We start from the raw sequence: 15,092 nt of genomic DNA, 5'->3' as shown, positions 1-15,092 counted from the left end.
TTTGATTCTAATTTTGGGTTCTCAAGGTTCGACGCAAAGTTTGATGCAAGGTTATCCGGGCAGAATGTGTCAGGTGACTTATGGAATCTCGTGTGCTTTGCAACCCAAACAATAAATCAAACAATAAAATTTGGTATCAAGCAGTTTTTTTGCTTTGCATAAATTGAGCAGTATCGTTGTCATGCAGTTAGTATAAATTCAATTGTCTCTGGCAACATGCAATGCAATCTCTGACCAGAATCTCGTTAGTTCTCTAGAGGAATAGTTCATGAATCTCAAAACATTGTCGGCGGTTGCCGCAGTCGCTTTACTAGTTGGCGTACAGTCAGTCGAAGCTCGTGGATCTAGACCAGGCGGCGGTGGTGGCGGCAGCACTTTTCTAGGACCGCGTAATTTCGCCAACTTCTCCACCACTTGTAAAGCACAAGGTGACACTGCTGGTGCATCTTTTGTTAACGTTCCTGGCATCGGCCAGACAGTGCAGCTCCAGACAACTGGAACCGGTGTTGCATCTGCTTCAGTCAAAGGTTTGAACACCTCGACTGTAACGATGCTCGGCGGCATTCAGTTCTACAGTGACGTGCCTGCCAATAACTTGAGCGTGCACATCAACTTCACCATTCCTGGCGGCACAGTCGTTCCATTCGACTACAACCTGGCTCAGGGAAGCCTTCAGAAAGCTGCGCAGCCTAATCTGTACTTCATCGGCACAAACAATGCCAATGGAAATATTCAGCTTCAGCCTGGTTCCAGAATTAACGAAGTTACCTTCAACTTGATCGGTACAGGTAATTCGATTACTGAACATATCTATGGACTGAGCTTCGTTGGTTTCGGTGGCGTAGGGTATGACCTGACTTCACCAGCAGCATTCTGCGGCGCAGCCCAGTAATTACTGCCCAAAATCGCTTTTAAGAACCTGGATGGCTTTTAGCTGTCCAGGTTTTTGATATGTGATCGCTTTACTACTGATGAGTAATCAGAGCACTGGCGCGTTTTACTTTACTTGACTTGTGTGGCTCATTTGTATATACATATGTGTTTCGTTCAGGAAGGTGGCCCGAGCGTGAAATGGTCTGGTTTAGTTAAACCATCGCTATTTCTTACAGATATAAGGTGGAGGCGTAACTAATGCAGACCAAATTGAAACCTATTTTTGCGGCGAGTCTTGCGCTTGCGCTAACCATTTTTGGAGTCAGTAGCGCAGAGGCCGCTACCAGCTCTAATCAGCACTTCAGAGCTGCCGGCCTTGCTTCTCTGACATCGAGTAAAAAGACCAGTGCTCTGTTCACCAGCAATGCAGTGCAAACGGCACTAATAAGCGGTTCTGCCAACGTTCAACCTTATATTTGTATCGACACTGCTACGACGGGTGGTGGCACTTTCGCGAGCTTCACTAACGTAGCTAATAGATTCCCTCTCCTGGCTAATCTTGATGGTCCGCTAGACCAGGTTGGTTTGGTCGTGAACCTTCCATCTGGTGTGCCAACGCATACTGTTTCTTTTGAAGTGGTACCGAATTCAACAACGCGAAACTTGTATATCGCTGTTGGTGGCACCTACATAACTCCAGGCGGCGGCACTGGCTCTTTCCGCAGTGACAATATCCCCAACACGATTTTGGGTAATCAGATCAAGAACAAGAATCTTCAGTACACCTTTGACCTGTCGAACTTGATCAATGGTGTCGGCAACCTGCCTATACCTGCAGGCTCGACTCTCACCTTTTTGTTGATTGATGTGGAAGAGCTCTTTCCGGCACTTGTGCCAGGCAGTGTGTTGATCGATAACGTTCTGGTTAACGGGCAGCCAATCCCAGGCAAGGACGTCACTGTATATCCAACCTGCCCAACTTCGTTCTAGTAAGTCAAGGCAGTATATCTGACTGATAAATCAACTGTTCATAATCGATCTGCTTTATCAAAAGCAGGTCGATTTGGCTTTTGATGCCTGTTTTCGTTCGAAGGAATCTTTTGTTCATCCTTAGTCGTCTGCTTGAATATGAGCACCATATGTGGAGCGAACCTGTATATATTTGAACTTTCTTTGCTTCGATTTTGTTAAACGAGAGGGGGCGTTTTTACGAGTAGTCAAGCCTTGCTCTTTTCCTTGAAGTCTCTAAACTGGCTCCAGTGAAAGGTTTTCACGATATTGACAAATGACCGGATTGCACGGAAGTATCACCTTTATATGACAGTCGTATCAATAACAGATGGCACAAAACGGTCGGATAAGTCGCACGTTTTATATGACAAACTAGAAACGGGAAACAGAATGCAAGAAGACAGCTTGCCGGCAAATCTGATTAAGCGTCTAGAAGAGCTTAAAGGCAGAGAAGCTAGTTATTGGGAAGATGAAATGTACTCGAATGAAGCATTGACTAACTTGCACTATCGAGAACAGCTTGAAGCCGCATTCAAACTTGATCCGCTGGGACCATTGCCGCCTCGGCAATAAAATTGATGCCGTGCAGCGTCAGGTCAGGAGCAATGTGATCGATTTCCTTCGTTAATGGAGCGATTATCGAGGCGTAGCCGCCAGTTGCAATTACAGTCGTCTTGGAACCGAGTTCTCTTTTGGCGACTTTCAGCCACTGTTCTATGATGCCTACCTGTCCATAGATGCACCCGCTGGTGATGGCGTTTTGTGTGTCAAAAGCAAGTGCCAATGGTGGTTGCCCGTTGTGCGATGCTTCGATATCCGGCAGCTGTTCGGTTGATTGATGCAGGGCTCGAAAAGTATTTCCCAATCCAAGCGTTATCAATCCGCCCAGAAATCTTCCATCGTGTGATACCGCAGTCAGTGTCGTTGCCGTGCCGCAGTCAATTACGATAGCGTTGTCTTTCTTCAGGTAGAGTGCGCGAGCGGCTGCGATGTTGGCGATTCTGTCGGCTCCTAGCGAATCATAAATTCCAGTTATTAGGTTCTGAGATTCTCCGCTGACCTGAAATACCTTTTGGTGATGAGTGCTCAAATATTCGATTAAAGAGCGACTCACAGAAGGCACCACGGAACAGATGGCAATCTGTTCTATATGCATGGCGGCTGCATCTTCGGCGATGTCGGCTGCTGCTTTTTGAGTATTGCTCAAAAGGTGGTGCGAGAGATCAACTATCTTATCGTCGAGAAAAACGCCACATGAGATACGCGTATTCCCGATATCAACGACAATTCGGTTGTGCATAGTTCCTCTGGATCCTGTCGAGACGAAGCCCCGGTCGCCTGATCGCCTGATGACCAGTTCGGCAAATATATATTCTATACGGCTAATCAGTGCTTGACTGGTGGATGCAGGTAAGTAAACAAACCTTTTAGGATGCCCTGGGCGGCACGTTGCTGACCATCCGCACTTAAGAGCACGGCGTACTCTTCCGGGTTGATGACAAAACCGACTTCAGCCAGCATGGCGAGCATGCCGCTTGGTCTGGTCAGTGCCAGGTTTTGAAATCTGGAGCCAAAGTCGGGGAAGCCGACTTCTTGCACCATGCCGCTGTTGACGGTTCGAGCAAGCGCGATTGACTGAGGGTGATACCAGTACGAAGATGTGCCATGCTCGCTGAGCGGGTCGCGCCCGTCCGGCAGGGAGTTGTTGTGAACGGACAGAAGAATGTCGGCGTGGGCTTTGTTCGCAATTTCGACCCGCTCGTCAAGAGAAACGTCGCGATCGGCAATTCGAGTCATAATTACTCGTGCTCCGCTGTTTTCGAGCAATGCCTTCAATTTCAGGGCAATGGCAAGGTTAATAGTCGCTTCTTTTATTCCGGAACAGCCGATAGCGCCGGTTTCTTTTCCACCATGTCCCGGGTCGACGCAGATGGTCAGCCCTTGCAAGCTGTCTGGTCGCACATTGGGCTTGGCCTTGATGTGAAGTACGAGGCTGGTTTCGTCGTAATCGGCTTTGAAGCCCCATTGTCTGGTTGATTTTATCGGTACGCTGACTTCGTACACACCATCTGCCGCCTGCTTCCACGAGACACGATCGACCAGCGCGGCTGTCGCGTTGGCGGGCGTAATCCAGTCAGTGTCGGCCGTGACTCCGAATATTCTCAGGATCAGCTCGTTTGGTTTGAGATGTTGTTCGATTTGATAAGGCAGCCTCTGTGAGAGCGGTATCGTCACTGTGACTCCATAATCGTCTGAACCGATGTTGATCGTGCGTGCCACCGAATTCGGTGCCTGCCCGTAATTGCCGGCGTTCGGTTCAAAGATCAAATCGTCTTTCTTGATCCAGAAGTGATGACCGGGTGCAAAGCTGCAGCGAATTTGGTCGCCTTGCCAGCCGTCCACGAAAAACCGAATGCCATTATTTAGAGGAGTAGTGCGACCTGCGCCGGGACCGACTCTTACTATTGTGTCTGAATGAATCGTCTCGGCTAATATGGGCTGGGAAATCGTCGTAAATTTTGCATTGCCAAAAACTGACTTTGTTTTCCCTGCATGATTGAGTGTGTATTTGGCTGGCACGCCGTTCCACTGGTCGTCTGGCTGAACCTTGTAATAACCGACATATAAATCAGGCGGTGACGCTGAACGGCGCTGGTAAACTTTGCCATAGGCGGCATCTAAGCCCTGGTTGACTGGCGATGCGGCTACTGAAGCTTTCACTGATTTTTTGTGATGTCTATTTGCACTTGCCGCTTTTGCTACCGCCGTCGCTGGTCGCAAAATAATCTTGCGTTTTCCGAGGGTGACTACTACTTCCGCTTCTGGTGTTGCTCTGGCGCTGAATTCGATTAAGTCTCCAACGACGATGCCTCGATCATTGTTTGGCTGTAACTGCTCCGCGTCTATTTTGAAAGTGTCAGCGCTGATGGGTGGCGGCGGCATTTCCCGCTTGATGCTCAGCTCCTTTTGTTTAGCTGTCTGTGGCTGTACTAGAAGAAAGCTGTTCTCTCCAGGTTTAAGCGGTACGACATGAACGAAGTAGCCTTCAGGTGAAACGTGCACCGGTGCACCATTACATGTCAGGGTCGTGCCCGCGGCAATGGCTCCGGCAATAAATGTCGAGGCTGCGGGAATGGCAGATCCGCTCGGATATGTCACTTTGATCCATTCGTCGACTGCTGAGCGTTCTACCGCCTGACTGATCTGTCTGGCTGGCTCGCCGCTGCGCTCTCCTCCTGGCTCTCCGCCTGGCTTGAGTGCTTCGGTCGATTTGCAAGAAACTACCAGGAGGCTGCACAAAACGGAAATCGCCACAGTGAATGCAGTTTTATTCATTGACTGGCCTTCTTATCGCTGGTACTGCTAGACGGCGCTGAGCTTTTATCGTTGGTACTGCTAGATGCTGCTGAGCTTTTATCACTGGTACTGCTAGACGGCGCTGCGCTTTTATCGTTGGTCTGCTCGACGTCGTTGAGCCTGTGGTCGTAGTCTCTGAAAAATCTTTTGAGCATGCTCACGTTTGCAGCCGGCACAGATTTCTTCAGGTGAGAAGCGACCAAAATATGTGGTGATTCAAAGTATGCGACGAAATAGTCGTCATATCTCTGAAAGTAGGGGGAGATGTAAAACACATTGGCCACTTCGTCCCAGCGCGTGTTGGCCGGGTCGTTGACGAAGTGGTCCAGAGCTTTTTCTGAATCCGTGATCATGGTTCCGGGCTCAATTGCATGATCAAGCAGGGGGGGCTCGCCTTTCGAACCGCCGCAGACGAGGAATGCCAGAAGAGGATTTCGTTTGAAATACTCATTGAGCTTCAGATCGACAACATCACGAGCTGAATATGTGTCACCACCGATGGTGAATTTTGTGAAGCTGACAGCGTTTCCCAGACGGCGCGGAGAATCAATCGGATAGCGGTCAGCCAGCAGTTTCAGCATGAGCAAATTGTAAGTATTGATCCAATAGGAGGCTTTCTCTTTGTCTGATTCCAGTTTGTCTGGTGCTACGACTGCTAATTCATCCACGGCTTTATTGAGCAGCGGCGATTGCTTCACCAATTTATAGTCGACACTGTCGCCTTTGACGACTTCATGCAATAAGCGGTCATAGGTTTCGAAGCGATAAGTCTTGGGGTGCTCGATTTTCGCAAATGCAGCTTTCACCCAGGATGGGCCGTTTACAAGCACGTGGAAGGCTACCAGGGCAATGCCAATGCCCAGCAGAATCAGAGGTATAGTTTTTTTGCCCGCAGATAGATTCATGTCATGCAACGAATTATTCGAGAATTTCTGTACAGCTGTGCTGCTCGATATAAGCGTTGATTATGGCATTTTAAACTCTAAGGCGCGACAGGCAAGCAACTGGGAACTATCTTGCATGGTTTGACATCGATGTTCTGCCAGACTTTGCCAACCACGTATGGTTCCTTTTCCAGCCAGGCATCAAGCTCGGCGCGGTTCGGAAAGTCGCAAAAGACAACCGAGCCAGTCATTTTTTCTTGCTCGTCCAGCATGGCGGCAGCAAAGAGAAACTTGCCGGCGGCTTGCATTTCGGCGAATTTTTCCAGATGAGCTGGTCTTGCAGCCATGCGCCGTTCCAGCGCTCCGGAGTCGGTTCCATCGAGCCCAGTTACTATGAAATGCACAATATCAACCCTCCCACTGGCGGATGAGAAACGGAAATCATGACCTTAACGGGCTTTCAGGTCTTGCGATAGAAAAATTTGGAGCGTACGAGATTCGAACTCGTGACCTCTTCAATGCCATTGAAGCGCGCTACCAACTGCGCTAACGCCCCGCAAAACGTTTATATAGCATATAACATCTTTTCCAAATAATGGATCTAAATCTCCTTATGAACAAGGATAGTAAATTCGTATTGCCTGTAATTGTGTAAAAGTGCGATGTTACGAGCATACAATCGTTTGCATAGATCAAAGTAAAAACACGGGTCGCCGTAGTAAAGGTCGGACCGCATCTTTTCAGCGTCGGAATATTTGGTCAGGAGGTTGAAAGCAAATCCCTTCTTGCTAAGCCTGTCGATCTTTTCGAGTGTGTCACAAACGTACTGTGTCCAGGTCTCGTCAGGAATCGGTCCTTTCAAATTGAAGACACCCGAGGCAACGGTGTAGTCGGATTCGACGGTCAGTTGCTGACCGTAGATGAACCTTGCACGTTCGATTTTGTCGTGCGTTCTTACTGCCTCTTTAATCATCGCTTCAACAATGTCGAATCCGACGTAATCGACATCGAGTCCGTGCTTCAGGCAGTAGTCCAGCAAAGCGCCGTAGCCACAGCCGTAATCATTCAGTGAATGTGAGCCATCTTCCGGCAGGATTTTTAGCAGTTGTTCGAAACGTACTTCCTGCGCTGCTTCGCTGTTCCAATCGACGCCTTTTGGTGTCGGCCCGTGTTGATTTATTGTTCGCGTGAAAAATTCATTCACGACTTGAAAAATCGCGGCGTTCATTGATTCCAGCCCCTGGGATACCACTCCAATACGTTCTCAGTCTTCGCTTGACCCCCTCGTCAAACCGTTAATTGCGAAAATGCAGGAGCCCAAATCGAAGATGGGCTCCGTCTTTATGGATTGTAAAGGGGGAGATGAGGATTGCTTAAATAAGAGTCCACAGCTCGACAGTTCGCATATTATATACGAACCTCTGGAGTTATCAAGTGGAATATTCAACCTCTGTCTCCGTCGTTATCCCCTGTTACAACAGTCAGGATTCCCTTCCGCAGTTGTTGGAAGAGCTTCGCGCCACTTTAGAAAGCACCGTGCAGGCTTTTGAAATTATTTGCGTGAACGACAACAGCAGCGATGACACCTGGGCTACCATTCTCGCCGCGGTGGAGTCGTATCCACTTCAGGCAATCACGTTGATGCGTAATTATGGTCAGCACAACGCAATTTTGTGCGGTGTGCGTGCCGCTCGTTACGATGTGATTGTCACTCTAGATGATGATTTGCAGAATCCCCCTGCCGAAATTCCGGTTCTGCTGAAGAAGCTTGCCGAAGGCTACGACGTTGTCTACGGCAGACCCGCTACGTACAAGCAGAGTTATTCACGTATGGTCACATCGCGCATGGTGCGCGCGATGCTGCGCCACTTTTGCAAAGTGCAGTCCGCAGGCGAGATTACTTCCTTTAGAGCATTCAGAACTTGCTTGCGTGGGGGCTTCACTGAGTTTCGCAGTCCATTTGTTTCGTTGGATGTTTTGCTCACCTGGGCTACAACGAAAATCACTGCCGTTGCAGTTCAGCATCGAGAGCGTGAATACGGCCGTTCTAATTACAGTTGGGCGCACCTGTTCACTATCGCGATGAATCTCATGACTGCCTACAGCGTTCTACCCTTGCGGGTAGCCTCTTTTTCCGGTTTAGTGTGTTTGTTTCTTGGAAGCGTTCTATTGCTTGGACTCTTCGCCCAGCAGATGATCACTGCTCACGGTTTTGGCGGTGTTCCGGTGCTTGCCGGTGTAGTCAGCCTGCTTTCAGGCGCTCAGCTGCTTGCCATCGGAGTGATGGGTGAATATCTGGCTCGCATCTATTCGACCTCAGTTGCACAACCACCTTACGTGATTAAATCAAAGGTTCTCAGCCGGGGCATGCGAGGTGCGGTTATTCATGGAGAATTCAGCGAACAGCACGCTGTTCCCAATGTCGTGCATTACGCTCATTAGCTTTTAGTCTGAATTTGTACTTTAGTCTCGGCGACGCTATCTTCGCGGCCGGGCGTGGCATCGAATAAATCTGGCGTGGGCGCCTCGTTGCCTGTGCTCAATTTGACCGGTATGACTTCTGTTTCCACATGCTCTTTCGAATTACTCGGCAAGCTTGCAGAGTGGCTTGAGGGCGACGAAATCGGATTTGCACCGATGTGAGTAAATTGCTTTTCTGAGCTACCAGCAATGCGTCTGGTTAATTTCAAACTGGTTCTGCTTTCAACAAATTGTTTGAGCTTTTCTTTGCCCCAGCGCGCTTTGCTCTTCATGTTGAGGAAGAAATATTTGTCGGGCGGCCAGAGGAATGAAGTTTCGAAGTAGCACCAGATCGTGCATCCCTGACAGAAACTCCACGAACCTTCTTCTTTCTTCTTCTTTTGAACTGGAGGGCTGTGCCACAATTCATCCAAATTGGACCGACCGTTTTCATGTTTGATTTTCAATCGTTCATCGTGCATGTGATAGCAGGGTAATAGCAAATGATCGTCGGGCGAAATCACGACCACTGATGAAACCGCTCTGCATCTGGGTTTTGTTATTTGATTGCCACCATCAAGATAGAATTCGAGGAAAGCCCAGTTGACGCAGACGTTATCGAATTGCGCCAACCGTCTGATTTCTTCGATGCCCTGATTGTGCAGCAATTCGTTGTCGCAAAAGTCGAAAACGGGACCGAGGAGAACGACCACACCAAGATCTTGCGCCAGGCGGATCACCTGTTCCATGCCGCCAATGGATTCTGGTGTCGCCGTAGCAATGATGGATGGATGCTCGCCCAGCGATTTAGCCAGTTTGATGCTTTCGATTACCTTTTCAAATCCATTGATGCCGCGCTCAGCTTTGTAGAAATCTGGATCTGTAGTCGAAAGCGAGAATTTCAGGTCGTCGACAAGCCCCTTAATTTCTTCGGCGACTCGGTTATAGAGCGTGCCCGTATTGGCCAGGCTCGTGAAGAAACCCATATCTTTTGCTGCTCGTAACACCTGAGGCAGGTGTTTATAGATAAGGGGTTCGCCGCCCGTAAAGTCGACAGCTTTCACTCCCAGCCGTTTCAAAGCTGCCAGATTTTCGATGATCACTTCCGGCGCAGTTTCTTTGATCTTGATGTTTGCTGGTTTGATCGGGATGTCGCAGTATGTGCAACGAGAATTGCACTTATAGGTCAAATAGTAATTTGCAAGTACAGGTGGCAAAGCTTGTTCTCCCTACGCAACGAGTGTTCCTGCTTACAACCCGGAACAAATGAGCACGTCGTAGAGTATATTAGCTTCGGGTCATTTGATGCTGTTTGTTTTGCCTGTCGTCTGTTACTAATTCCCAACCTTGCCGGAGAAAACACTCATAATGCGCCACCCCCGCGTTCTTGATAGTAAAAAGGCTGTTTTGCTTATTGTAGATGTGCAAGAAAGCTTTCGTAAACATATTCCGGACTTTGCCGATTTAACAAGGAATATTGCGGTCTTGGTGGAGGCGAGCAAGATATTGCAACTGCCGGTCTTCGTCACTGAACAGTATCCTCAAGGCTTAGGAAAGACTGTTGCTGAAATTGCCGCTTGTTTGAGCCAGCATCAGCACTTTGAGAAGAGTTGTTTTAGTTGTTGTGGTGCAGATGCTTTTATGAATGCGCTGGACGATACTGAGAGAAAGCAGGTTATCGTCTGCGGTATTGAAGCCCATGTTTGCATAAGTCAGACGGTCCATGACTTATTGCAGCATGACTATCATCCGCACATTATCACTGATGCTGTAAGCAGTCGGTTGCCGCGGAACAAAGAAGTAGGAATTGCGAAAATGGTGGCATCCGGAGCCGTTCTAAGTACTGTTGAGATGGCTTTATTTGAGATGCTGGTGGAGTCGGGCACCGAAAAGTTTAAAGCGGTGCAGAGGCTCGTCAAATAGCTTCAGCAACTGCAGGAACCTGAGTCACTTCCGCTGCTTCATAAGTCGCAGGTGGTACAGAGTTTCGTTTCTTATGGCTCAGATCGATAAACGGTCTCTCTATAAAATAGAAGGTGGCGGCGCACGTCGCGACGACGATTCCGGCTAATGGCATCACACACATCCAATATGTAGGAGCGGACATTTCGCTGATTGGGAAGATGTGTTTCAGCCCCCACATGCACAGATGTAGAACTATGCCGTGAGCCAGATAAATGCTGTAAGTGGCAGTGCCAAGGAGAACGCTGGCTCGCGAGGTGAACAGCCCGCTGCATGAAAAGCCGTAGATAACAGAAATGAAAAATGGCAGGATCCCGAGTGTCACGAGAAGATACGGAAGATGTGCGTAAGTCGTGGCAACGCAAGCGAGTAATCCGAAAGAAGTGAAACCGAAGATCTTGCTGCTCAGTCCCTCATGTTTGGGGTAGAGAATCATCAGTTGAGCCGCTGCCATTCCTGCGATAAAGTTGCCCACATGTGGCAGCCAATCAAACGATTGAGTCAGTGCCAGCCCCAGAAAGAGGCACGTCAGTACGCTCAGCCTGGCTGGACCGCGCCACAGAAATGCCAGTACGGGCAGTAGCAAATAATATCGCCATTCATAAAATAGACTCCAGACCACGCCACAATTTAAAATGCCGCAGTCGAAATTATTGACAGGTGGCATGCCGAACATACCGCCGCAAGCACCTGCTGCGATGGCACAGAGCATGGAGTCAATCGGTGTTTTTAGTTTGAAGTGTGTAGCCACGCCAATTAAGGTGAGTATGACAAAGTACGTGGCCAGATACATGGGCATGAGGCGCAACACACGCCCTTTCATAAGCTTTGCGTACGAAACAGAGGCTGGATTTTTCAGGGCTTTTGACCAGAACAAAAAACCTGTGATCATGAAAAACAACGCCACACAGCCATCCCCCAGAAAGTGATAGAGAGATGACGCTGGAGCTTTCCACTCGTGAGTGTGCTCGCAAACGTAATTTATTGAGGCGTGATGAATGAAAACTCCCATCGCCAGAAAGCCTCGCAGTCCGTCCAGAGCGCGGAATCGACTGCCGTCGTGCGCTGTTGCGGATTTATAGTAGGGGACTATTCGAGCGATCAGCAGGGCGGAGACCAACGCCACTGCGTAGGTTGCAACCATGTAGACCGGGTTGAATATGTCCGCCATTTGCTTCTTGCGCCTATCAGGCCGGAGTCAAACCAGTATTGTCTTCTGCCGCGCAATAAAGAATATTAACAACTTATCAAGAGAATGGGAGTTCGAACTTTGAAATCTAGTCAGGGCGGCGATTAGAACGTTCTGTCGAGAAATATTGAATGTTTTCGACATCGAAAAAATTCAGCTTCGACTTTGTTTCGATTATCTGTAAGAATTCAAGCCGACGATGGCGAACGGTTGGGCGCCAGACCTTGATGCGGGCCCAGCCCGAGCCACCATTTGAGCAGCCGTTTCCAATTCTGCTTCTGTTTTTCGGCAGCCTCTCTTTTGTTTGGCATTACTATTGCGATCAATGACCACAGGGCAATGCGCAAAATGGAGCCAACCACCATTGCTATGCGCTGAACAGCCGCGCCCAGCTCGCCATAGTGTTTTTTTATGAGTTTCGCAGAGCTGTTTTGAAATTCGCAAAATTGCTGATCTTTTACACCTTCCGAGCTCTGTCCTCCAAGATGCGTGATTTGTGCCTCCGGGCAAAGCATGATCTGCCAGCCAGCCTTCTTTATTCGCATCTGCCAGTCTGTCTCTTCCGCGTACATAAAGAAGAGTTCGTCGAACATACCTACTTCATCTATAACTTCTTTTCTAACGAGCATTGCTGCGCCGATAACAAAATCAACTTCTCTGGCCGTGTCGTGTTTCCAATTGCGATAGTCACCGAATATGGTGCTATCGGGAAAGGCTGCTGTCAATAGAAGATTTTCATTGATGCATCGCAGTGGAGACGGGAATCTGTAGCAAGACATTTGCAGTGAGCCGTCACTGTTTAACAGTCTCGGACCAACTAACCCCACTTTTGGATGATTATCCAGAAAATTACACAGGGTAGCCAGTGCATTGTCGTGCATCAGCGTGTCGTCGTTATAAATGAAGATGTATTCGCCAAGGGAGTTTTTGATGCCGATGTTTTGATTGTGGCCAAATCCGTGTCTTTCCGAATTCCTTATCAATCGTACATTTGGGAATTCAGTTGTTACCATCTGAACCGCTCCATCGGTGGAGACGTTGTCTACGACGATGATTTCAAAATCCAGATCTCTGGTTTGAGCGCAAATGGATTGCAGGCAATTGCGGAGCATTTCCAGCCCCTGATGATGCACTATCGAGATGCTGACCTTCGGCATCCTGGTTAATTGCGCCTGCTCTCAGCTGCCGGTAAAGAACTGTCGATCTGGCTGGCGATGACAGAGACTAACTTTTGCGCGCCTTTTGCATTTAAGTGGGCACTGTCAAGAAAATCACTGGTATTAAATTCAGTACCATTTAGATCGACGAATTTTTGGTGGTTTGCCGAGGCCAGTTGTTCCAGCTTCTGATTGAAAGCTTTGTAAACCGGCTGTGGAATGATGGCGCGGTTTTCTGCAGTTAGTGGCATGCCTAACAAAATCAGTTTTATGTGCCGGTTCGAGCACGTTTCCATCAGCTTTTCCAGAAATGAAATTTGTCGGTCCAGTCCGTTTACTGAAATGTTTTTGTAGTGAGCCTGGTATTCGGGCAGGTTGCGCTGCGGTCCCATGTCGGTCAGTGCCGCCACCGGTGCTGGTTTATTTGCGTGCAAGAGGTCTTTTGTGATTGATTTTGCCAACAGGACGATTTCAGCGTGTTTCGCATAGAGGAAATATGCGTGGTTACCGAGATACGCCGCTTCATCAGACAAGTTACTGAAGTAGTTGTTCCACTTCTCAGTAAATGTGTCCAGTCCGGCAGTTCTTTCGAAATATACGCTGGACTCAGGTTTCTCGATTAAGGCATCGTAAAAATCACGCGGTCCGACGCCGTAGATGAGAAGCGAGGGAGTTTTATCTCCGACTAATTGTGTGTCTATCAAGCGTTCAGCGTCTGCGACGCTGAGCAGTGGCAGTGCTAAATTGCAAATTTCGTGTGGTTGAGCGCATTTGCGATCGACGGCGTCGGAGCGAAACGAATAATAAGCTTCATCAGGCAAGTTATCACCATGATCGGCAAACCACAGTGGAAAGATCATCAAAGAGGAGCCAAGAAGCACGACATCCGGCTTCTTTTTGTCGGCTGCCAGCTTGTGAAACTTTGCATCGAACGTACGTTCATAACCGTCTTGCAATGCCCAGTTGAACATCGGCAAGTCTTTCAGGCAGAGGCGATAATCAAATTTACCGGTTTCACGGGCTGCTCTAACCGCTGCGGAATCCAACTCTGTGACAGAGTAGTAGTAGAGGGCGAGAGCCGTCAGATTGAGAAGGACAAAAAATGAGCACGCGAAAAGTCCAGAGCTGCGGTAAAACGGCTTTAACGCCCTGGGTCTGAGAACCGCTGGCGCTTCTAATGTCGGCTGCTTTTGTAAGTCGATAGTTGCTGCCAAGTGCATATCGCCTGATTGCCGTTTGGGCTCCAGGTCAGATCATGCCTGAGCTCGCGGTAAATGTCATGAGCACAAAATCACTTTGTCGCAATTTGGAGGGCATTCATGATGTGATCAGGATGTCATATACTTCTGCGGACGGTAAATCAAGCTGGCCGACTATCTTGAGCGTGTTCTTATCTAAGACAGCCAGGCGAGCATTTGGTATGGAGTCAGGTCCAATTTCATCAACGCCTCGATGCCTGATTGCGCTCAGCCCAACATAGATGTGATTTTTGCCAAAGGCTAAGCCCCTTGTAAAGGCACCCGGAAAGTGAATTTCAGTTACATGTGCAGGGCTGTTTCGTATCAAGAGTCGATTTGTATCTGAATCGCAAATATATTGCCGACCTTCTGCGTCAGTGCGAGGCGTATGCGGTTTCGTCAGTTTTGACCAGAGCACATCGCCAGACTCAAGGTCGAAAACAACGCCTTCTTCCTTCCATGAGCCTTTGTATTGAGATGGATTGGAGCGGCGACCGAAGCATGAGACGACATAGCGACCGTCCCACACGTCAATACAGTTCAGATGCCATGAAGCTTGTTCGCCTGGAAATTTCCACTGATAAGAGATGTTTCCCTCTGCGTCGAATTGCACTACTTCGTTAGTACCTGTGGATACCGCCATTATTTGACCGAACTGAAATCGCACATCGTGCACTTGTCTAAAATTTGCATTGGCAATGCAGGCGGTGCCATTGCTTGTATAGACGTAGAGAATCATCTGATCGGTGTGGTAAATGCTGCGCACAAACCGATCGCAATCTTTCCACAGTCCAGTCGTAGAAAGTCTATCGACTGTGGTCAATTTTGTCGGGCTACCTTTTTTCAGGGAAAACAATCCGCCCATGAATGGGGGCTTCCACACGGCTGAAATGAGCAAGTCTTCTTCCAGTGCAAAGCCCTCGAGGATTGTCGGTTCAATCAGCAGTGTCTTTGAAAGCCA

At 48.6% G+C, this 15,092-nt stretch carries 15 protein-coding genes and 1 tRNA gene; 5 read left to right on the top strand and 11 right to left on the bottom strand.

Features of this window, described 5'->3' with window-relative positions; all coding sequences use genetic code 11:
* The first annotated feature begins 268 nt into the window (after window positions 1-268).
* The 3 genes from EKK48_00520 to EKK48_00510 all read left to right on the top strand — a co-directional run bounded on the left by EKK48_00520 (window position 269) and on the right by EKK48_00510 (window position 2,457).
* Window positions 269-892: a hypothetical protein gene (locus tag EKK48_00520; protein ID RTL45860.1), complete on the top strand. Its 624-nt coding sequence runs from the start codon at window positions 269-271 to the stop codon at window positions 890-892.
* Window positions 893-1,131: 239 nt separating this feature from the next.
* Complete coding sequence (locus EKK48_00515) at window positions 1,132-1,863, top strand: hypothetical protein (protein RTL45859.1); 732 nt, start codon at window positions 1,132-1,134, stop codon at window positions 1,861-1,863.
* 327 nt (window positions 1,864-2,190) lie between these two features.
* Window positions 2,191-2,457: a hypothetical protein gene (locus EKK48_00510; GenBank protein RTL45858.1), complete on the top strand. Its 267-nt coding sequence runs from the start codon at window positions 2,191-2,193 to the stop codon at window positions 2,455-2,457.
* Here EKK48_00510 and EKK48_00505 read toward each other — a convergent pair.
* The 6 genes from EKK48_00505 to EKK48_00480 all read right to left on the bottom strand — a co-directional run bounded on the left by EKK48_00505 (window position 2,417) and on the right by EKK48_00480 (window position 7,353).
* Window positions 2,417-3,184, bottom strand: a complete 768-nt coding sequence (locus EKK48_00505; protein RTL45857.1) for a type III pantothenate kinase — start codon at window positions 3,182-3,184, stop codon at window positions 2,417-2,419. The two genes, EKK48_00510 and EKK48_00505, sit on opposite strands and share 41 nt — an antisense overlap.
* 86 nt (window positions 3,185-3,270) lie before the next feature.
* Window positions 3,271-5,220, bottom strand: a complete 1,950-nt coding sequence (locus EKK48_00500; protein ID RTL45856.1) for an N-acetylmuramoyl-L-alanine amidase — start codon at window positions 5,218-5,220, stop codon at window positions 3,271-3,273.
* Entirely contained in the window at window positions 5,217-6,146 is a 930-nt protein-coding gene (locus EKK48_00495) for a DUF547 domain-containing protein (protein RTL45855.1), read from the bottom strand. Before EKK48_00495 ends, EKK48_00500 begins: the two co-directional genes overlap by 4 nt.
* Before the next feature lie 77 nt (window positions 6,147-6,223).
* Entirely contained in the window at window positions 6,224-6,529 is a 306-nt protein-coding gene (locus EKK48_00490; GenBank protein ID RTL45854.1) for a hypothetical protein, read from the bottom strand.
* A gap of 79 nt (window positions 6,530-6,608) precedes the next feature.
* Window positions 6,609-6,681 (bottom strand) — tRNA-Ala (locus tag EKK48_00485).
* 45 nt (window positions 6,682-6,726) lie between these two features.
* Window positions 6,727-7,353, bottom strand: a complete 627-nt coding sequence (locus EKK48_00480) for a class I SAM-dependent methyltransferase (protein ID RTL45853.1) — start codon at window positions 7,351-7,353, stop codon at window positions 6,727-6,729.
* A 149-nt stretch (window positions 7,354-7,502) separates the two neighbouring features.
* Here EKK48_00480 and EKK48_00475 point away from each other — a divergent pair, with 149 nt between their 5' ends.
* On the top strand, window positions 7,503-8,567 hold the full coding sequence (locus EKK48_00475; GenBank protein ID RTL45852.1) for a glycosyltransferase: 1,065 nt from the start codon (window positions 7,503-7,505) through the stop codon (window positions 8,565-8,567).
* Here EKK48_00475 and EKK48_00470 read toward each other — a convergent pair.
* Window positions 8,564-9,802: a radical SAM protein gene (locus EKK48_00470; protein RTL45851.1), complete on the bottom strand. Its 1,239-nt coding sequence runs from the start codon at window positions 9,800-9,802 to the stop codon at window positions 8,564-8,566. The genes EKK48_00475 and EKK48_00470 overlap by 4 nt on opposite strands.
* Before the next feature lie 151 nt (window positions 9,803-9,953).
* On the opposite strand from EKK48_00470, the gene EKK48_00465 reads away from it, so the two are divergent.
* Window positions 9,954-10,508 (top strand): hydrolase, encoded by a 555-nt coding sequence (locus tag EKK48_00465; GenBank protein RTL45850.1) that lies wholly within the window; start codon window positions 9,954-9,956, stop codon window positions 10,506-10,508.
* On the opposite strand, the gene EKK48_00460 is transcribed toward EKK48_00465, so the two are convergent.
* From EKK48_00460 to EKK48_00445, 4 genes are all read right to left on the bottom strand, one after another.
* Window positions 10,501-11,718, bottom strand: coding sequence for an acyltransferase (locus tag EKK48_00460; GenBank protein RTL45849.1), 1,218 nt, complete (start codon window positions 11,716-11,718; stop codon window positions 10,501-10,503). The genes EKK48_00465 and EKK48_00460 overlap by 8 nt on opposite strands.
* Window positions 11,719-11,924: 206 nt before the next feature.
* Window positions 11,925-12,893: a glycosyltransferase family 2 protein gene (locus EKK48_00455; GenBank protein RTL45848.1), complete on the bottom strand. Its 969-nt coding sequence runs from the start codon at window positions 12,891-12,893 to the stop codon at window positions 11,925-11,927.
* Window positions 12,894-12,898: 5 nt separating this feature from the next.
* Window positions 12,899-14,107, bottom strand: a complete 1,209-nt coding sequence (locus tag EKK48_00450; GenBank protein ID RTL45847.1) for a hypothetical protein — start codon at window positions 14,105-14,107, stop codon at window positions 12,899-12,901.
* A 103-nt stretch (window positions 14,108-14,210) separates the two neighbouring features.
* Entirely contained in the window at window positions 14,211-15,029 is an 819-nt protein-coding gene (locus EKK48_00445; protein ID RTL45846.1) for a DUF4915 domain-containing protein, read from the bottom strand.
* Window positions 15,030-15,092: the final 63 nt, after the last annotated feature.

The sequence above is a fragment of the Candidatus Melainabacteria bacterium genome (assembly GCA_003963305.1).
Classification (GTDB): domain Bacteria; phylum Cyanobacteriota; class Vampirovibrionia; order Obscuribacterales; family Obscuribacteraceae; genus PALSA-1081.
Note: the sequence above shows the minus strand (reverse complement) of the source record. Positions and strands in the feature narration are given on the sequence as shown.